16 protein-coding genes are annotated in these 18,755 nt (G+C 36.8%); 4 read left to right on the top strand and 12 right to left on the bottom strand.

Annotated features, from left to right (window positions below; all coding sequences use genetic code 11):
- Positions 1 to 235: 235 nt before the first annotated feature.
- Positions 236 to 1,099, bottom strand: coding sequence for an RNA polymerase sigma factor RpoH (gene rpoH, locus B6A32_RS00360; RefSeq protein WP_085300785.1), 864 nt, complete (start codon positions 1,097 to 1,099; stop codon positions 236 to 238).
- Between the two features lie 370 nt (positions 1,100 to 1,469).
- On the opposite strand from rpoH, the gene B6A32_RS00355 reads away from it, so the two are divergent.
- Positions 1,470 to 2,687, top strand: a complete 1,218-nt coding sequence (locus tag B6A32_RS00355) for an EAL and HDOD domain-containing protein (protein WP_085300784.1) — start codon at positions 1,470 to 1,472, stop codon at positions 2,685 to 2,687.
- A 29-nt stretch (positions 2,688 to 2,716) separates the two neighbouring features.
- Here B6A32_RS00355 and ftsX read toward each other — a convergent pair whose 3' ends face one another.
- Genes ftsX through ftsY form a run of 3 tightly spaced genes read right to left on the bottom strand, consistent with a single transcriptional unit; the run spans position 2,717 to position 5,692 of the window.
- Entirely contained in the window at positions 2,717 to 3,691 is a 975-nt protein-coding gene (gene ftsX / locus B6A32_RS00350) for a permease-like cell division protein FtsX (RefSeq protein WP_085300783.1), read from the bottom strand.
- On the bottom strand, positions 3,681 to 4,382 hold the full coding sequence (gene ftsE, locus B6A32_RS00345; RefSeq protein ID WP_085300782.1) for a cell division ATP-binding protein FtsE: 702 nt from the start codon (positions 4,380 to 4,382) through the stop codon (positions 3,681 to 3,683). Before ftsE ends, ftsX begins: the two co-directional genes overlap by 11 nt.
- 8 nt (positions 4,383 to 4,390) lie before the next feature.
- Positions 4,391 to 5,692, bottom strand: a complete 1,302-nt coding sequence (ftsY, locus tag B6A32_RS00340; RefSeq protein WP_085300781.1) for a signal recognition particle-docking protein FtsY — start codon at positions 5,690 to 5,692, stop codon at positions 4,391 to 4,393.
- Positions 5,693 to 5,868: 176 nt separating this feature from the next.
- On the opposite strand from ftsY, the gene rsmD reads away from it, so the two are divergent.
- Entirely contained in the window at positions 5,869 to 6,465 is a 597-nt protein-coding gene (gene rsmD / locus B6A32_RS00335; protein WP_085300780.1) for a 16S rRNA (guanine(966)-N(2))-methyltransferase RsmD, read from the top strand.
- Positions 6,466 to 6,555: 90 nt separating this feature from the next.
- Here rsmD and B6A32_RS00330 read toward each other — a convergent pair whose 3' ends face one another.
- Positions 6,556 to 8,154 (bottom strand): serine hydrolase, encoded by a 1,599-nt coding sequence (locus B6A32_RS00330; protein ID WP_085300779.1) that lies wholly within the window; start codon positions 8,152 to 8,154, stop codon positions 6,556 to 6,558.
- A gap of 94 nt (positions 8,155 to 8,248) precedes the next feature.
- Complete coding sequence (locus B6A32_RS00325; RefSeq protein ID WP_158088432.1) at positions 8,249 to 9,211, bottom strand: adenosylmethionine decarboxylase; 963 nt, start codon at positions 9,209 to 9,211, stop codon at positions 8,249 to 8,251.
- Between the two features lie 491 nt (positions 9,212 to 9,702).
- On the opposite strand from B6A32_RS00325, the gene B6A32_RS00320 reads away from it, so the two are divergent.
- Positions 9,703 to 11,760, top strand: coding sequence for a TonB-dependent receptor plug domain-containing protein (locus B6A32_RS00320; RefSeq protein ID WP_085300777.1), 2,058 nt, complete (start codon positions 9,703 to 9,705; stop codon positions 11,758 to 11,760).
- A gap of 45 nt (positions 11,761 to 11,805) precedes the next feature.
- On the opposite strand, the gene B6A32_RS00315 is transcribed toward B6A32_RS00320, so the two are convergent.
- The 5 genes from B6A32_RS00315 to B6A32_RS00295 form a co-directional block, all read right to left on the bottom strand.
- Positions 11,806 to 12,348 carry a response regulator transcription factor gene (locus tag B6A32_RS00315; RefSeq protein ID WP_085300776.1) on the bottom strand — a complete coding sequence of 181 codons (543 nt, stop codon included), beginning with the start codon at positions 12,346 to 12,348 and terminating at the stop codon, positions 11,806 to 11,808.
- Entirely contained in the window at positions 12,345 to 13,604 is a 1,260-nt protein-coding gene (locus B6A32_RS00310; RefSeq protein WP_085300775.1) for a sensor histidine kinase, read from the bottom strand. The genes B6A32_RS00315 and B6A32_RS00310 overlap by 4 nt, the downstream gene beginning before the upstream one ends.
- A 72-nt stretch (positions 13,605 to 13,676) precedes the next feature.
- A complete protein-coding gene (locus tag B6A32_RS00305; RefSeq protein WP_085300774.1) occupies positions 13,677 to 14,291 on the bottom strand; it encodes a YjaG family protein in 615 nt (204 codons plus the stop codon).
- 198 nt (positions 14,292 to 14,489) lie between these two features.
- The gene (locus B6A32_RS00300; RefSeq protein WP_085300773.1) at positions 14,490 to 16,376 is read right to left on the bottom strand and encodes a coiled-coil domain-containing protein; all 1,887 of its coding nucleotides are present in this window, start codon (positions 16,374 to 16,376) and stop codon (positions 14,490 to 14,492) included.
- 188 nt (positions 16,377 to 16,564) lie between these two features.
- Positions 16,565 to 17,329 carry a SapC family protein gene (locus tag B6A32_RS00295; protein ID WP_085300772.1) on the bottom strand — a complete coding sequence of 255 codons (765 nt, stop codon included), beginning with the start codon at positions 17,327 to 17,329 and terminating at the stop codon, positions 16,565 to 16,567.
- A 192-nt stretch (positions 17,330 to 17,521) separates the two neighbouring features.
- On the opposite strand from B6A32_RS00295, the gene B6A32_RS00290 reads away from it, so the two are divergent.
- Positions 17,522 to 17,821 (top strand): hypothetical protein, encoded by a 300-nt coding sequence (locus tag B6A32_RS00290; protein WP_233131279.1) that lies wholly within the window; start codon positions 17,522 to 17,524, stop codon positions 17,819 to 17,821.
- Positions 17,822 to 18,103: 282 nt separating this feature from the next.
- Here B6A32_RS00290 and B6A32_RS00285 read toward each other — a convergent pair whose 3' ends face one another.
- Positions 18,104 to 18,748 (bottom strand): DUF799 domain-containing protein, encoded by a 645-nt coding sequence (locus B6A32_RS00285; RefSeq protein ID WP_085300771.1) that lies wholly within the window; start codon positions 18,746 to 18,748, stop codon positions 18,104 to 18,106.
- Positions 18,749 to 18,755: the final 7 nt, after the last annotated feature.

The following is an 18,755-nucleotide window of genomic DNA, read 5'->3' as shown; positions in this document are numbered from 1 at the left end:
ATGACAACACGTTTGAATCTGCTTTAGGGTAATAATTTTTTAAAGCTTATGCAAAACTGATGATATTGTTATTATCAAACAACCAAAAAAAACCAAAAAATAACCTTTCGGGGCCAACTAATCCCCCTAGAATACTCTCTGCGTGTTAGTTGAAACTGTCGGCTTGCCATACTTTTTGAATTATTTTAAATATAAAAAAACCGGCAAAAGCCGGTTTAAGTAAATATCATTGAGATTAAGTAGCCATAGCGCCTTTTAATTTTGCTAGTGCATTTTTCTCTAATTGGCGAACACGCTCAGCAGATATTTCATATTTATTCGCTAACTCTTGTAAAGTTGACTTATCATCAAGCAACCAACGAGTACGAATGATATCTTGGCTGCGGTCGTCAAGACTAACTAAAGCGTTACTCAGCCTTTTATTAGCATGCTGCTCCCAATTCGAATCTTCTACTTCTGTAGCAAGATCAGATTGTTTGTCTTCTAAATATTGCGCAGGGGAGTATGTGCTTGCACTAGCGCTATCATCATCGTCAGTTGATAACTCAAAAGCTTGGTCTTGGTTACTCATACGAGATTCCATTTCCAAAACATCTTTAGTTGTAACACCTAGCGTTTCGGCAACATTACTGACTTCTTCATGACTAAACCAACCTAAACGTTTTTTATTTTTACGTAAATTGAAAAACAACTTTCGTTGAGCTTTAGTTGTAGCAACTTTAACTATGCGCCAATTTTTTAAAACAAACTCATGAATTTCAGCTTTAATCCAGTGAACTGCAAACGATACTAAGCGAACCCCAACTTCTGGGTTAAAACGTTTAACAGCTTTCATAAGCCCGATATTACCTTCCTGAATTAAATCAGCTTGTGGTAAACCATAACCGGCATAGCCTTTAGCAACATGAATAACAAAACGAAGATGCGACATAATTAATTCTTGTGCCGCTTTTAAATCATTTTCAGAATATAAACGAGTTGCTAACTCATGCTCTTTTTCAGCACTAAGCATTGGAATGCTATACGAAGATTGCACGTATGCTTCAATGCTGCCACTTTGCGGAACAGTTAACGCCATTGATTGCATTGATTCACTCATTTAATAACTCCTCTTTCTAATTCTAGCTCGCGATTATAACATATTTATCTAAATTACCTCAAAATATAGTTTCAATGGTAATGTAAATAAGGGGGGATGACCGATTATCACGATTTTAATAAGCCAACATTAGCTTAGAAGACAGTGCTAAACAACAGTCTCTTTCAATTTTTTTGTCAACAAACTGTTAAACTTTGTCATCATTATAAAAATATTATTAAATTACATGTAGATAAATGAAAGAGCGTGACTTTTCAAGCATAATAAAATCAATCAAATATATTATTCATATTGAAAAATATCTATACTAAAGATATAACTTTTAGAACAATCATCAAAATCGCTACCTGAAACGGAATTAAGAGGTGTCATGTTTTCATTTATTGCCCGACAACCCATTTTAAATGTAAATAAAAAGGTTGTAGCATACGAGTTACTGTTTCGAAGTGGTGAAAATAATTGTTTCCCCGATATTGATTCAGACCAAGCCACATCTAACCTTTTAAGTAATAACCACCTAGCTTTAGGTGTTGAAAATATTACACAAAACTTACCTGCTTATATAAACTTTCATACGAAAGCGTTAATCGCTAACTTCCCTAGCTTTTTAGATCCTAAGAAAGTTGTCATCGAAATTCTTGAAGATGTGGAACCGTCAGATGAATTATTTACAACCTGTAAATTATTATCTGCTAAAGGTTATACTTTAGCCTTAGATGATCATGACTTTGATCCAAGATGGCAACGATTTCTACCCTATATAAAAATAATTAAGATCGATGTATACGACTATTCACTTGCTGAAATAAGTAACTTTGTTCGCTCAATCGATACAACTAACATTACTTTGCTTGCTGAAAAAGTTGAAACTATTGAGCAATTTGAGCAATTTAAATTACTCGGATTTACTTTATTTCAAGGATATTTTTTTGCCAAACCTGAATTACTAAAACAAAGAAAAATCACCACCGCTAAGCAAAATATTTTAACGCTAATGGGTTACGCAAGTGATGAAAAATTAAACTTTGAAGAAATGAGCAATATATTCAGCTCAGATCCTGGTTTAAGTTATAAGTTACTACGCTTTATTAACAATCCTTTTTATGGTCGAAGCCAAGAAATAACGTCATTAAAGCATGCGTTAATTTACTTAGGCGATATAGAGTTGAAAAAGTTTATTGCATTACTCGCGTTAACCGATCTAAATGACAGCAAACCAACTGAAATTATACGTTTATCATTAGTACGTGCGAAATTTTGTGAGCATGTGTCTTTATTAAGAAAGCATCATGCTAACCCACCAAAAGCATTTTTGACTGGAATATTATCGTTAATTGATGGGGTATTAGATAATAAAATTGAAACTATTGTAGAAATACTACCTATTCATCAAGAGATAAAACAAGCATTAGTAAATCAGGATAACTATTTGTCAGACTTCTTAGATTTAGCTAAAGCTATCGAAGTTGGTAATTGGAATGAAAATGATCAACTCATTAAGCGACTTTCGTTAACACACGATGACTGTCTCAAGGCACACGAAGCCGCGACTCTTTGGGCTGATGGTATGTTAAATGTTGCGCTATAACCTATAGAAATTTACGCTAAGATTAATTGTTAGTCAGCCGTTGGCTCAATTGCTCGTATATGTTGTCGGACAGAAATAAAACTACCTAATAAGCCTAGGCCTATTGCTGTTGACTGTAAAAATAACATTTCATTAAACGATAAACCGGTCAAAACAAATTGGCTTTGATAAAGATCGGTTAATTCACGCATTGCCCCTGAAAGGTAACTAGCTAAAATAGCAACGCAAATGCTGGCAACAAAGCCACCTAATATGCCGTACCATACGCCTGCATATAAAAATGGCCGTTGAATAAAGCTGTCTGTAGCGCCAACCAACTTCATCACAGCAATGGCATCTTTTTGATTGAGTATCGCCAAGCGAATGGTATTTCCTATAATCAACACCACTGACAAACATAATAATAAAGCAATACCAAGCACAACGTCTTCAATAAGTGCTGCCATGGCTTGTAAACGCGTTAACCATTCTAAATCGAGCTTACCTTGGTCAACACCACGTTCTTGCTCTAATTTAAGCAATAACTCTTGGGCGGCTTGTGCTTGGCTAAATCGTTGTGTTGGTGTTACTAACAGCGTAGCAGGTAAGGGATTATCATCTAAATACTCCAATGCTTGGCCAAAGCCAGAGTTGACTTTAAATTCTGTTAGCGCCTGTTCAGCAGAAATATAAACAACATGAGCAACTTCTGGATAAAGCTGAATGCGTTGAACAAGGTTTTGTGCGGCTTTATCCGTAGTCGATAGCTTTAAAAATAACGTGATTTCAGAGGCTGAATCCCATTGCTGAGTAACCGTTTGAGTATTTTTTACAAATAAGTGTAAAGTTGCTGGCAGTGTTAAGCTAATACCTAAAACAAGCACCGTCATTACCGATGTAAAAGGCGTTCGCCACAAATCACCTAAGCTACCTATGGCTTGTTGTAAATGTCTCAAAACCCTTTCAGTAAAGCGAGCTGTCCAATTTAAATGTTGGCCATGGTGGCGGGTGTCGTTAGCTGCCATTATGTTCACCTACCGCTTGTAAACCATCAACAATACCATCGGTGATCATATGCCCTTGCTTTAAGGTCAGTGTTCTATATCTCATGCGAGCAATTAGCCCTAAATCATGAGTCGCAATAAGTACACTCACCCCCATATCGTTAAATTCTTCAAACAATCGAATAATATCTAACGACAATTTAGGGTCTAAATTACCTGTTGGCTCATCCGCTAATAAAATAGGCGGTTTATTTACAATGGCTCGTGCAATACCAACACGTTGTTGCTCTCCGCCCGACAACATATTTGGGAAACACTTCAATTTACTGGTTAGATGCACCTTGTCTAATGCTGCCTCAACCCGCTTACGCGTTTCTTTCTGACTGTAACCTTCAATAATCAGCGGTAATGCGACGTTTTCAAATACGGTGCGATCAGCTAATAAATTATGGTTTTGGAAAATCATACCAATACCACGTCGAACATAAGGGATTTGTGAATATTTAATCGTTGATAATTCAGTGCCGTTAATTTCAATACTACCGGCACTGGGTTTTTCCATGATACTCATTAGCTTAAGTAAGGTACTCTTACCTGCGCCAGAATGACCGGTTAAAAACGCCATTTCGCCCGGAGCAATAGTAAAGCTCACTTTTTTCAGAGCTAAAAATCCCCCAGGGTAGGTTTTGCTAACGTCATTAAATCGGATCATATTAGATGTTATCTTTCCTGATTTTCTTGAGTAAATAAGGCGTCAATAAAGTCACTGCCATCAAATGGTCGTAAGTCGTCAATGCCTTCACCGACCCCTAAATACCTGATTGGAATAGCATGTTTATCAGCAACAGCGAACACAACGCCACCTTTTGCAGTACCATCAAGCTTGGTTAAGGTTAAACCTGTTAAACCAACAGCTTCGTTAAAAAGCTTAGTTTGACTTAACGCGTTTTGTCCTGTGCCTGCATCTAGGGTTAACATTACCTCATGTGGTGCTTGCACATCGAGTTTTTTCATTACGCGAACAACTTTTTTAAGCTCTTCCATTAAATGACTTTTATTTTGTAATCGTCCGGCAGTATCCGCAATTAATACATCAACACCTCGTGCTTTAGCTGCACTGATAGCATCGAATATAACCGAGGCACTATCTGCACCGGTATGTTGAGCAACCACAGGTATATCGTTTCGTTCGCCCCACACTTGCAGCTGTTCAACAGCCGCTGCGCGAAAGGTATCGCCAGCAGCTAACATAACCGACTTGCCTTCGGCTTGAAACTGTTTAGCCAGTTTACCAATAGTAGTGGTTTTACCGACACCATTAACGCCAACCATTAAAATAACATAAGGCCCGTTAGTTGACTCAATTACCAGTGGTTTTGTCACTGGCTCAATGATTTTTTTCAGCTCGATTTTTAATAACTCATATAAAGCTTCAGCATCTTTTAAATCACGACGAGACGCTGACTCAGTTAATGAGTTGATAATTTTAGTTGTGGTTTCTACACCAACATCGGCAAGTAATAAATGGGTTTCGAGCTCTTCAAATAACTCTTCATCAATTTTTTTACCACTGAATAAGCTAAAAATTCCACCACCTAAGTTCTGGCGGGTTTTGCTTAAACCTTGCTTTAAACGAGCAAAAAAGCCAACTTTGGGCTCTGGCTCTGGCTCTGGCTCTGGCTCTGGCTCTGGCTCTGGCTCTGGCTCTGGCTCTGGCTCTGGCTCTGGCTCTGGCTCTGGCTCTGGCTCTGGCTCTGGCTCTGGCTCTGGCTCTGGCTCTGCATGAAATTCTTCAATAATAGCCCCATCAATTGCAACAACTTCTGCTACTGGCGGTGGGCTAAATACAGCAACTGGCTCTTCTTCAACAATAGAGGCTTCCGTTAAATCCTCTTTTGTATCAGTAGCTTGCTCAACAACCTCTGCGGATTGTTTAACAACTTCCTCAACGGCAGGAGTTTCATCTTCTTGTGCTTTCTTACCCAGACCTAACCAGGAAAACATACCTTTTTTCTTCGACATAAATGTATTTACAATATAAGTTGGATGTATAAGTTTACTACTAAAATCATTTGACTAGAATTCTTTATAACGAGAATAATTCTTGAGATCAAATTGGTATTCGCAAGTAAACAAGGATAAAATTGCCAATATAGTATCACCTAACCTGCCGACAAAAAACAAAAGCTGTTTAAGTTATGAGCAAAGTCAAAAAACAAAATGATAAAAATGCCACTAAAGGGCAAATTCGCATTATTGCAGGGCAATTTCGTGGTCGAAAATTACCGGTATTAATGGCCGATGGTTTACGCCCAACCACTGACCGAGTTAAAGAAACCGTTTTTAATTGGTTAATGCCCTATATTCAAGACGCACATTGTTTAGATTGTTTTGCAGGCTCTGGAAGTTTAGGTTTTGAAGCCATGTCTCGTGGCGCCAGCACGGTAACTTTAATTGAGTTGAATAAACTTGCTGTGCAGCAATTAAAAGCCAATAAAGCATTACTTAAAGCAGATAAGACTCAAGTTATTCAACAAAATGCCTTAGATTTTTTACAAAATAATCAACAACGTTTTTCATTAGTATTTATTGACCCGCCATTTAGAAAAAATTTAGCGCAACAAACCGCACAATTGTTAAATGAAAAAAGCTTAACAGATGACGCCTTAATTTATGTAGAAATGGAAACCGACAACAATACTCAAGTTATGCCAAGCCATTGGCAACTGCTGAAAGAAAAAGTAGCCGGCCAAGTGGTATACCGACTTTATCAAAATCAAAACAACGCCAATTAAAAAATAAAAGTAGGGTCAGATACACATTAAAGCTTTAATGTGTATCTGACCCTACTTTTTATTCCAAATTAATAATTTAAATTCAAGACCTTATAGCTTAGGCTTTAACTTTAAATCATGAAAATCAAAACTAAAGTCTGTTGCCATTGAAACTGCCTTCATGGTGACATATTTAATAGTGCCATCTGGATTTAAATTAAAATTTACATAAGCATCAGCTTCTAAAGTTCGATCGTCCCAGCGCACAATAAAAGTATTATGCTGATAATGCACTAACGTACCATGCAGTGCGGGTGTGTTAGCAAACTGCATTTTTAAATCATTATTTAATAAGCTAATTGAAACTTCACCATACCAATTATCTTCATAGCTTTGAGCATAATTAGTCAATGGCAGTGATGGAGATGAGTGTTTTTTAATATTAGCCGCAACTTTCTCTAACTCTTCATTTTTGTTGATATTTTTTTCTTGTTGTAATTGCGCATAATGCTCAACCCAATCTTTTTCAGGCAGTTCTAAATATTCAGTTAAAATTTGTTGAGATAACGCATTAAAAGCAAAGCCTGATTGTTGATTAGTTAAAATAACCATCGCTAAGTTCTCTTCTGGCACCATCACTACTTTTGACACCATACCTAAAATCCCACCTGTATGGCGCACTACTTTTACACCGTGATAGTCTTTAACAAACCAGCCTAAGGCGTAAGCATAAAAATGGGTTTTATCTTGCTCAGTTGCCTGTTCTGATACAGGTAATAATGTGCGTGCTTGCCACATTGCTTGGCTTTGCTCTTTACTAAAAAGTCTTAACACTTTATCGCCGTCAACACCGTATTGTCCGTTATTAAGTTGCGCTTTAAGCCATAACGACATGTCATTAACGCTTGATGCGACAGAGCCGGCAGAGGAGAATTTTTCTAGAAAGTTACCACCAACAACTTGTAACTCGTCGTTTAATGGCACATGAGCTCGGGCAACATTTTTATTGTTTTTGGCAATGAGAGAGAATTTAGCCCGGGTATTTTTCATTCCTAAGGGATCAAAAATACGTTTTTGAATTACCTCTTGCCAAGGCTGTCCAGTAAGCTTTTTTATGATTTCTCCAGCAATAACATACATTAAGTTATCGTAAGCAAACTCACTTCGAAAACTAGACACTTGCGGTAAATATTTTAAACCTTTAATAATATCTTGATTAGTCAGTGTTGTTTCAGGCCAAATCATTAAGTCGCCTGCACCTAAACCTAAGCCACTGTTATGTGACAGTAAATCGATAATTGTAAACTCGCGCGTAACGTAAGCATTAGGTAATTGAAACTCTGGAATAATATCAATAACTTTTGTTTGCCAGGTCAGTTTGCCTTCGTCGACTAAACCAGCCAACAACGCCGCGGTCATCGCTTTGGTGTTTGACGCTATACCGAATAAGGTATCAGCATTTACCTTTTCACTGCCATCATGCTTAAGTACGCCAAAGCCTTTACTTAACACCACTTCATTATCTTTAATAATGGCTACAGCAACCCCTGGCACTTGAAAAGCTGCCATCGCTTTTTTGATAGACAACTCAATACGTTCAACTTTGCTGCTATCACTCACGGCTTGCGTATCAACACTTTGCGCATGAAGTTGATGCACAGTCGACAAAGCCACTAAACCTATATAAAAACCGATAAAGCTTAATTTCATCTAACTTCCTTGATCTATGTTAATTTCATTATTAAAAGAGGGCTGTTCCGCTAATTTTAGATATTAATACGTAATACCTCGCAAAAGTAAAACATTAAAGCGCATGGCTTGCATCGTTAACATCAAGCGATTCGGCGTCACTAAATACGGTTTGCGGTAAAATATAGTTCGCAAAACTAACCAAATTATTATTACTTAATTTTTTTTGAAACAATGATTTACTGATATATTCTTTGGGCAGGTACTGCTGAGTTAATTGATTAAAAGCCTCTTCGTTAACACTCAAGAGATCAATTGATTTTGGCGCTAAAATACGTAAAAAATCTGGTGCAAGTGCAATCAAGTTAATATTAGCTTGGATACTGACATAGCTGCTGCTCGCTTGCGGCGTTATATGAATGGTTAAAAACTGTTTACCTTTGATAGCATTAATAGAGTAACCAAAAGGTTCAAAAACAAAATCATCAAATATAAAGCCCGCTAACAGTCTATCTAGCTGTAAAAACTCTCTAACTTCTTTCCCGCTTAGTCCAACATTTGTAAGCTTTTCAGAAACTTTTGGACAAATTTGATAAGCGATAAGCTCGTACGATTTATCTGCTTTACTGGCTTGAAAATCATTCTCTTGATGAAATATATAATTATGATGACCGTCTAATTCGCCAAACCTAAATGCCTTCCCATTAGTATATTGGCCAAGTAAAGCAATATCATCGCCAAAGCTGCTTAGTTGAGCATGAGCAAAATACTCATTTTTCCTTTGATAGGATATTTGTTTAATTTTCGCCATGCCAATTTGCTGAATAAAATATTCAACTGAGTGCACCAAACGGGTATTTCCACAAGTAATAATTAATAAGCGGTCGTGCCAAATAAATAGGCTCGACTCAGATAACAAGAACGCTTTGCAATCATCATTTTTAATCATAGATAGTATGTGGGCATTGCAACATTGTACAAGCGTTTGCCAAAAACTATCGGCAAGGTCATTCATTAAAGAAATTTGCTTTGCATCGACAATAATTTCAGCTTTTTTCTCTGAACCTTCAAAAAACAATGAGTATACCTTTTTAAAATGAGCTTGGCGCAAAGCAACCAAAATAGTGAAAAACAGAATATATGATCGTTATAACAATGCAAATTTTTCAGTTGCTTAATCGCATTATTTAATTAATGTCTCCACAGTTGAGGCAGATTTAACGATTATACACGGTAAGTTTATTAAACTAATAATGAGCATAAGCACTAATAACTTTAGTACGGTGTAACCTTTAAAAAGAGCCATAAACGATAGAAAAACTAAACTATGATGATTTGATTTGATTTGATTTGATTTGATTTTTATTTATGCAAAAATTTATTCAAAGCTAAGACCATCATTTTATTATTTTAATTACTGACAGACTCAATATAAAATTTTAAACATGAACTATATTAACTTCCCCTGCGACATAATGTCGCACTCTGCTTAACTCCTTTTGTTTTTAGTCATTACATCAGTAAAAATCGTTTTATTAGCTAATGCTACTTATTTTTCGGAATGTCGTAATGAAAATAACTAAAATCTCTCAAAGCCTTACCATTATTTTTTCAGTAATAACCACCACTGCGCTGGCTGAAGAACAGCACAAAAACAATATCGATGTTATTACGATTAAAGCGCCAAAGTTAAGCCTGTCGGATACTGCATTTGCTGAAGGTAATTTAGTTATGCCCGATGTCGCCGATTGGCTTAAAACCGTACCTGGGGCAAATATCAATAAAAATGGTCCCATTACTGGCATTGCACAATATCGTGGCATGTTTGGCGATCGAGTATCGAAAAACATAGGTGGACAAAAAATTATTGGCGCAGGACCAAATGCGATGGACGCTCCACTAACCTATATTAATCCGATTATAGTGGAGTCAGTCGCCGTTTATCGCGGTATAGCCCCGATAAGCGCAGGTATTGATACTATTGGTGGCGCAGTGTTGGTTAACTTAAAAAAGGCCGAGGTTGATAAAGCTGCCAACCTTAGCGGCGATATAGCCTTAAGTTACAATGACATTAATGAAGCCACAACATTGGCCGGCGATGTTAACATCAGTAATGAAAATAGCGCCGTTTTACTCTATTTAACCGACCAAAACGGTGATGACTATCAAGATGGTGATGGTAATACCATTACTTCAACACAGTACGATAAACAACAGTACGGTATCGATATACGCCACCTTGCCCAACATTGGGATATTGGTGCAACATGGCACCATGCAGAAACGCTTAACTCGGGTACGCCCGCTTTGCCAATGGATATTGATTATATAGATTCTGACCGATATAACCTTGATGGCGCAATAACGCTTCATGAATGGCAATTTAAATGGCAATTAGGCTACCAAGACGCCAGTCACGGCATGGATAACTTCAGCCAGCGTCTTAGCATGAATCCCACCATGTATCGCTATAATACCGCAACAGCTCAAACTAGCGACTATAAGTTTTCGTTAAATAACAGCGATTGGTTACTTGGCTTAGAAGGCTACAGTGCTAAACATAATTCAGAGATCACCAATCCTGAAAACGCCATGTTTAACATTGAAAATTTTAATAATGTTAAAGACCAACGGAACTCTCTATTTTTAGAATGGAGTCCAACTAATGATAGCTTTTCGCATACCATCGGCTTTCGCTTAAAGCAGAACCGTGCTGATGCCGGAAAAGTATCGCACTCAATGGCAATGATGAACCCTAATATCAGCGCTTTACGCGATGAGTTCAATACAACTGATAGAGCCGTATCTGATACCACGTTTGATTTGGCATTAAATAGTGAATATCAATGGAATAAAGCCTTATCGTTAAACGCCGCTTTAGCCATTAAGCAACGAGCCCCAAGTTATCAGGAGCGATATTTGTGGGTACCTATGCAAGCAACCGGAGGCTTAGCCGATGGTAAAACCTATGTCGGTAATATCAATTTAGACCCTGAAACGGCGTACCAACTCAATGCTGGGTTTTCTTATAACAACGACAAATTAACACTTGCTCCACAGCTGTTCTATCAAAAAGTAGCTGACTATATTCAGGGCTCTCCATCCACCGACATGCGTGTAAAAATGGTTGCAGGAATGATGGGAGATAGCAGCCCACTAAGTTTTAGTAATATTGATGCTACACTTTACGGCGCCGATATGAATTGGCATTACCCACTCAATCAACATTTAAAGCTCTCTGGTATGGTGAGTTATGTACGTGGAAAGCGTGATGATATTCAAGATAATTTATATCGAATCTCACCCTTAAATACTCGCATAAATTTACACTACCAATATCAAAATTGGCAAAGTAACTTGGCACTGCATGCATATAGCGCACAAAATAAAGTATCGGTATTGAACAATGAAATTAAATCTGCGGGTTATGCTGTTATTGATTGGCAAGTAGATTACTTTGTTAGTAGTGGCTTTGTGTTACGTTTAGGCGTAAATAATTTGTTAGATAAACACTACAATGATCACTTAGCAGGTGTGAATCGCGCTAATGGCAGTGATATTGAAGTTGGGGAAAAACTTACTGCAATGGGCCGTAATGTATATTTTGCACTCGATTATCAGTTTTAAAAAAAGTTGATGATTACACCCTGTCATCAATATTTAATACCAGTATCACTTTGATACTGGTTTTTTTTGTAATTTTCTTTGTAAAGTTCGACGATGCATACCAAGCTGCCTAGCCGTAGCTGAAACATTACCTGCATTACTACTCAGCACCTGATTGATATGCTCCCATTCAACACGCTCAGCAGACATAGTATCAATATCTAATGCTGCAACATTGTGCGGTTGTTTAGGATTAGTTAATGGAGAATCTAGTGCCGTTAATAACATCTGGGTACTAACCGGCTTTGCTAAATAATCGTCAGCACCAAGGCGCATAGCTTGAACCGCAGTGGTTACACTTGCAAAACCCGTCAATAAAACAAGCCTAACCTTGGGTAATGCGGCTCTAATAGGTTTAATCAGCATTAACCCATTGTCAGATACCAACTTCATATCTAACAGCACACAGTCGGGCTTTTGCTGCAAACAGGCATGTAATGCTTTATTGGCTTGATGCACTTGCTCACAACTAAAACCATGCTTTGACATGCGCCGAGCTAGCGTGGCTGCGAAAGGAACGTCATCTTCAATAATAAGGAGTTTTTTCATTGCTGTTCAGCTTTACTATCTAGTCGTAAAGGTAATGTAATTATCGCGATACAGCCCTGTTCGTTATGGTTGATTAATTGTAAATTACCGCCAAGACGTTGAAAGGTTGAGTTGGATAGAAATACCGCCATACCAAGTCCCGATTCGCTAGAGACAATTTTTTCGCCTAACGAAGCTCTTTGGGCGTTATTCATATTCGCTTCAATCCCTGAGCCAAAATCCCGTATTTGTAATAAAAGCTGTTGATTTAGATGACTAACTGAAAGAGTAATTTCTCTTTGTTGATTTTCTTTATTTGCGTGGGTAGCATTTTGGATTAAGTTGAGTAATGCGGGTAACAACATAGCGTCAGATTCAATCGTCGCGTATATTTTTTCAGTTTGGATAAGTGTCAATGTTTGTTCTGGAAAATGAAAGTGGACTTGATCAATCAGTTGTTCAATTAACTCATCAACAGATATTCGAATTTTTTTATTTTCACGAATGGAGGTGGCTAATGTGCGAAAGTAACCTAATTGTTCAGTACACGCGGCAAGAGGCTGAGCCATAGCTCGTATTGCAACATGCTCAGGGTAATCTTCAGCAAGTTCTTCATACAAAAGTTGAATATTAGCGAGTGGTGTTGCTACTTGATGTGTTACTTGTGCCGATGCCACACCAAGTGCTAATAATTGTTCACTTTTAAGCTGGTCTTCACGTTGTAGTGCAATGGCGCGCTCTCTATTAGTAATGACACGCGCCATAGCGCCAACAACAAAAGTTACCACCAATACTGAAAGCAAAAAGTTTGCCCACATTCCAATGAAATGATTATTCATATCCATTTGGTGCATTGCGTGTTCAGGTAATGACAACAGTAGGCTACTGTATGAAGCAATAGCAGAAAGCGAAATAAACAATAAATAACTGGCTGGTAAACTAACTGCTGCTATGACGATTGGAAGCAACAACAGTGAGACAAAAGCATTACTTGCTCCACCACTGAGTGATAATAAAATCGTTAAAAAAATCACATCCGCAATAAGTTGCAATACTATGGCAACATTACCGGCATCGCGCCGCCTGAAAATAACAATACTTGAAATATGGAATAAGGCTTCAACGGCAATGACCGCCAACAAAGGCAACAACGCTATTTGTAATGAAATAACAAAGTAAACAACAAGTACAGTGAGTAGCTGAATAACAATAGCAACGGTACGTAACAAAAACAGCCGCTGAATAATGGTCATACTTTGATAGTTAAAAACAGGCATAGCGATCCATAATATTAAAACGTTTTACCTTAACTTCTTATAGGCTCAACCTCATCGAGGTTTGAGCTTAATCTATAAGTTTATTTCTATACCTAAATTAGATAATCCTTCCTCTAACACCAGAACTTTGGCTTTAACACAGCTGGCTTTGTTTTCTCTCGCAGAGGTTAAAAAATCAAATAATTCATTTTGCGTCGCTATTTCCCATTGCATTAAAGGGTGCGCTGAAATTTGTTGCGCTGATATTACTATTTCGTCTTCTTCTGGCGTAATTTCGTCAACTTCCTGGGCTAAAATTAGCTCAACATAATAACTAACGCTGTTTTCTGAAAGCTTGCTAACATTGATAAAACCATCACCTTCAGGGTCTTGTATCGCTTGAAATAAAGACATTAACGCCATGGCGCTATCTAGGGCAGGAAACACGCCTAAAAAATCAAAAAGGTCAGGATCTGGTACCTGTTCTTCAAGTTTCGCTATTTGTGCATCGTAATTAATCTTGCAGCGATTAGCTTTATCTAACCATTGCCAAACAAGGTCTAATTGATTTCTTAACACCTTATAATTACCAAACTCTGTATGTTCTGAAAACATTTGATAATTGGGTATCATGCGCTCAAGTAACGCTGCACAAAATGCCACCTGTTGCCACTGACTTAATTTATTAAAAGGTAGGTGAATCGCCACGTAGAGTCTCGTTATTTAGAATAAAAAGGAAAGTATTATATACCGATACAACATTAATATGCGAATTACATCGGTATGTAATTAATAGTATTAACACGCTTTTTAAGTAAGTTGTTTGCTTGTGTTAACCTCAGCACGACTAAGCCTATTAATGCTAGGTATAACTCGCAAATAACGGTAATAACAGTGCGCTGCTACTTACCTATTTACTTTAGTGAGTTCTTTTTGTGCATACTCAAAGCGCAGTCGATACTCAGTCAACTTATCTTCAAGTTCACTAATTTGCTGATCTAATCTGCGATTTAACTCAGTATTTTCATCGCGAAGATACTTTATTGTTTCACGCGCTTTATTATATTCTACTTCTTGTTTATCTTTATTTTCTTGATGTAAAAGCCTGTTATTTGCTGTTTTTTTCCTGTCTTCATCAAGCTCTGTTTGTACCGCCGTAAGTTGTCGCTGTTTCTCAGCTAAATCTTTTTCGATACTTGCTATATCTACTAATGACTTAGCATAAGAGACCTCTATCTCTGCAAGTTTAGTTGACTCAAGCGTGTCACGCTTAACTTTTTCTTCAAGCTGTGAGGACAAGTCTGCTAATGCAGTATCACTTTTTCGCTGCAACTCAACATATAATTCATTCTGTTTAGCTAATTCCCGTTGATGCACGGTCACCATTTTATTGTGGTTTTCTTCTTGTTTTTCTACCGACAGCTTATGTTTTAGTTGCTCGTTTTTATTTTGACTAGTCAGCTCGTTAATCTTTTCTAATTTATCAGTATTTTTTTGCTCTAATTGAGTAATAAGTTGTTGCGAACTTTCCTGCTCAAGCACGGCTTTATCAAATGCTTTTGTTAACTCAGTTACTTTCTTAGTTTGCTGCTCTTTGATATGAGTTAGGTCAGACTCAGTTTTTGCTAATGTGGTTTTTAAGTGTGAGTTTTCATCACTTAGTTTGGCTGATAATGCTTGCTCTTTTTTAACTTGCGTCTCAAGCGACTTTACCGCTTCTTTAACTTGCTGATGCTGATTTTTTTGCAAACTTAGTTCTTCGTTTACTTGAGTAAGCTTACTTTCAATAGCTTGCTTGCTTCGTTCAACCTCGTGCATTTTTTTGACTATTTGCTCATTATTATCTGAAGACAACTTTAATGCTTGGGCATTTTTTTGTTGTTCGTTCAGCAAGCTAGTATTAATCTCTTTTTTGTCTAATTCATATTGCTGTTTCGCAACACCCGCAGCTTTTTCATTTTGTTTAACGGTTTGCTCAAGGCTGTTAATTTTTTTCTTTAAATCATTATTTTCATGTGCTTTTAGAGTTATATCCGCTTGCTGCTTATCATTATTTACTTGTTTATTCTCAAGCTCTGCTTGTAAAGCAGCTATTTGATCATTTAATAAATTTGTTTGTTGTTGCTCATGGGTTAATTGCTCATTACTGGAAAGTAATTTTTGCTCTTGTTCTGCTTTTAAATACTCTAGCTCGCTTGATACCTGTTCAAACTTAAGCTGTAAGTCAGAGTATTGCTGATTTTGAACGGCGAGTGTTGCAGCTTTCGCTTTATCATTTTTGGCTAATGCGTCTTTTTGTAAAACGATTTCATTTAGTGATTGCGTGGTATTTTCAGCAGTTAAATTTAATGATTCTAATTTTTGCTGTTGCTCGGTATTCTCTTTATTAAGTGTTGCAACTTGTTTCGCTAGCTGTGTATTTTCAGTGAGCTTTTCTTTCAAAACTTGTTCAGAATCAGTTAACTTAGCATTGTTCAGGTTTTCTGCATTAGAAAGGTCTTCTTGAAGTTTTACTAACTTACTTTGCTGCGCTTCTAGCTCAGCTTTTAATTTTTTCAGTTCAGCACTTTTTTCTTCTTGGTTTTGCGAAAGCAATAATAGTTCTGACTGATGTTCTTTTTCAAGGGCGGCATAATGCGGATGTGCTGCGATCACTTCAGGCGTTACTTCAATATTTTCACTGTAACTCGTTAATAGTGCCGTGATCTTATCTTCGATTTGCAGGTAAATATCACCCGCCAAATTTTGGATGTTTTCTTCAATATCACTTGGTAATTTTTTCTGAACAGTCATACGGTATAAATCCCTAACCCTATATCAATTAAAAAACGTCAGCTAAAATCATCCTAGCAGACGTTCAATATAGATTCACCAACTAATACCAATTTGTTTAAATATTAAACTAGCCTTTGTAATACATTAAATTTTAAGCAAAAAAAAAGGACCAACAAGTCCTTTTCTATAAACCTTTTACCGCAAAATTATTTTTCTGCTTCAGCGGTTACCGGTGAAAAACGAATAGCGCTTACTTTAGCTGGAGATTCACTTTGATTACGCAGTTGTGCTAAGCGGTTAACTTGGCCAACAGAGCCTAACATTGCGTGAATAGGGATAAATAAACCACGCTTATGGAAATCAAGTACTTGCTCATCGCTTAATGCTTGAATTTTCTTTTCGTCAACGCTGTATAAGCCAACTAACTTTTTCGTTTCACCTGAAGCAAAGTTTACATTCAATTCAAGCTCTAGTAATAGGTCATTATCTACTAATTCTTTAATGAATTTTTCGTTCATTACTTCATTGTCGTATAAACGACCTAGTGAATCTTGTACACCTTTAAAGAATTCAGTGTCGTTACCTTCAGCATCAAATAACTCATGCTCTTTATCTTCACCAACAAACTTACTGTCTAAATCGATACAAGCGGTTAATGTTTTTTCTTTTTCAGGGTCTAAACCTAAAGAGAACGGCGACATTGAAATGCTTTGAGGCACATAAACTGCCTGCCAAGAATCTTCTTTGTAATATAAGTTTTCGCCAGCTTCTAAACCTAACATTACAACACTACGGTAACGCTCGCTTCCTTGATCTTTTACAATAACAACTGGGTAGCTCGTGGCTGCTTGAGAAAACTCAGGTGCTGTGATCGGCGCAATATGCTGAGTTGATACATTTGATAAATCACGTTTTGCAGCGATTTTAATATTCTGATGAGTTTCTTTTTTAATCGGGGTAATGTTAGCCATGAATAGGGTCTCTTTTTACTGCGTCTTTAATCTTTGTCATTTTTGACACATGTTTTGTTGTGATAATAGTTATGGAGACACGCGAAGAAGGTTTCAATGGTATAATTAAATTATCTTCAGTTATTTTTAATTACTTTCTGACGGCAGTCAAAAAAAAGAGATTAAAACAATTTAAAAACAAAGAGTTAAACTATGAAAATAAAAATTTATTTTTATATTGTAATGCTGACTTTTAGTCCGGTTATTTTGGCATTACCTAAAGTAACCATTAGTTATAGTGATTCAAATGGTTTCGCACGTATAAAAATTAAAAACGAAACTTTTGAACCTTTAGCCTGCTATGTGGCTATTGATGGCCATAAAGTAAAATTTAAATTACAAGGACAATCTTCATCGCGTTGGATAAGTGCTACAGATAAACGTTTTAATTATCAAAATTTTAGTTCTTGGTGTGATTATTTAGAGCTTCACCCCAACTACCAGGCTTATTAAACATGTAAACTTTAGGTATTGCTCCTAGCCATACTCAACAAAACCCGACTAATTATATCCGCAAACAATATGAATAATTTCACTTAAAAACATAACTGAAAAAGCGTTCAAACATTCTTAAGCAGTTAAAAAATTATCACCCTAATACACCCCCCTCTAGATATAGAGTTAATCTCTTCAATCAACCAAGGGATCTGTTTTTTAACGTCATAAAAAAGGCTCATAAATTTAATTAAGAGCCTTTTATGACAATCAAATTATCTTTTTACAAAAGTAATTAGCTTATTTTTTTGTTTCTATCTTATACGGGCCATTCAATAGGCCACGTTTTTTTTGATTAAATGCAGCAGCATTTGCAAGCCTAGCCACTTGCGGTGAATTATCAGATATTTCACCAGCGATTTGTGAAACCACAGCACCTACCAATGCACCAACTAAGCCCCCACCATTGTTACTATTTGGATTATATTGCGCACTAATAATTGAATCCCATAAAAGCTCTCCAGTTTTAACTGATACTAATTTCACATGGCCTTGAACTACAGTGACGGAGGATAATACTTGGAACTTTTGACCCCAATCTTTTATATCAACATAGAGTACGGCATCTGCACCAATAATTTCATCAATTTTATCTAAAGCAATACCATTCATTTCAGCAGGTGTAGGTAAGCCATTCTCTTTTAAGAACGTATCAACAACCGTTACGGGGAAAACATAATATCCCTTCTCAGCTAATGGTTGTGAAATTGTTGATAAATATGAATAAGGGGCATTAACTTCAACAGAGCTATTCATTGGAGGTAATACTAAAATTGATCTAGGAGCCTCTTGCTTTAAAGCATCATAGTTATATGGTTCAACTGAAGCACAGCCAGATAACAACACAATTGCTATTAAGGTGATTTTTATTATATTTTTATTCATGTTCCAC

The organism is Colwellia polaris, assembly GCF_002104515.1.
Taxonomy (GTDB): domain Bacteria; phylum Pseudomonadota; class Gammaproteobacteria; order Enterobacterales; family Alteromonadaceae; genus Cognaticolwellia; species Cognaticolwellia polaris.
The sequence above is the reverse complement of the archived record's forward strand: the minus strand, read 5'-3'. Positions and strand labels throughout refer to the sequence as shown.

Bases quoted from the DNA above. Each gene is read 5' to 3' on its own strand.
- rpoH (WP_085300785.1), bottom strand. From the start codon at position 1,099: ATGAGTGAATCAATGCAATCAATGGCGTTAACTGTTCCGCAAAGTGGC.
- B6A32_RS00355 (WP_085300784.1), top strand. From the start codon at position 1,470: ATGTTTTCATTTATTGCCCGACAACCCATTTTAAATGTAAATAAAAAG.
- ftsX (WP_085300783.1), bottom strand. From the start codon at position 3,691: ATGGCAGCTAACGACACCCGCCACCATGGCCAACATTTAAATTGGACA.
- ftsE (WP_085300782.1), bottom strand. From the start codon at position 4,382: ATGATCCGATTTAATGACGTTAGCAAAACCTACCCTGGGGGATTTTTA.
- ftsY (WP_085300781.1), bottom strand. From the start codon at position 5,692: ATGTCGAAGAAAAAAGGTATGTTTTCCTGGTTAGGTCTGGGTAAGAAA.
- rsmD (WP_085300780.1), top strand. From the start codon at position 5,869: ATGAGCAAAGTCAAAAAACAAAATGATAAAAATGCCACTAAAGGGCAA.
- B6A32_RS00330 (WP_085300779.1), bottom strand. From the start codon at position 8,154: ATGAAATTAAGCTTTATCGGTTTTTATATAGGTTTAGTGGCTTTGTCG.
- B6A32_RS00320 (WP_085300777.1), top strand. From the start codon at position 9,703: ATGAAAATAACTAAAATCTCTCAAAGCCTTACCATTATTTTTTCAGTA.
- B6A32_RS00315 (WP_085300776.1), bottom strand. From the start codon at position 12,348: ATGAAAAAACTCCTTATTATTGAAGATGACGTTCCTTTCGCAGCCACG.
- B6A32_RS00310 (WP_085300775.1), bottom strand. From the start codon at position 13,604: ATGCCTGTTTTTAACTATCAAAGTATGACCATTATTCAGCGGCTGTTT.
- B6A32_RS00300 (WP_085300773.1), bottom strand. From the start codon at position 16,376: ATGACTGTTCAGAAAAAATTACCAAGTGATATTGAAGAAAACATCCAA.
- B6A32_RS00295 (WP_085300772.1), bottom strand. From the start codon at position 17,329: ATGGCTAACATTACCCCGATTAAAAAAGAAACTCATCAGAATATTAAA.
- B6A32_RS00290 (WP_233131279.1), top strand. From the start codon at position 17,522: ATGAAAATAAAAATTTATTTTTATATTGTAATGCTGACTTTTAGTCCG.
- B6A32_RS00285 (WP_085300771.1), bottom strand. From the start codon at position 18,748: ATGAATAAAAATATAATAAAAATCACCTTAATAGCAATTGTGTTGTTA.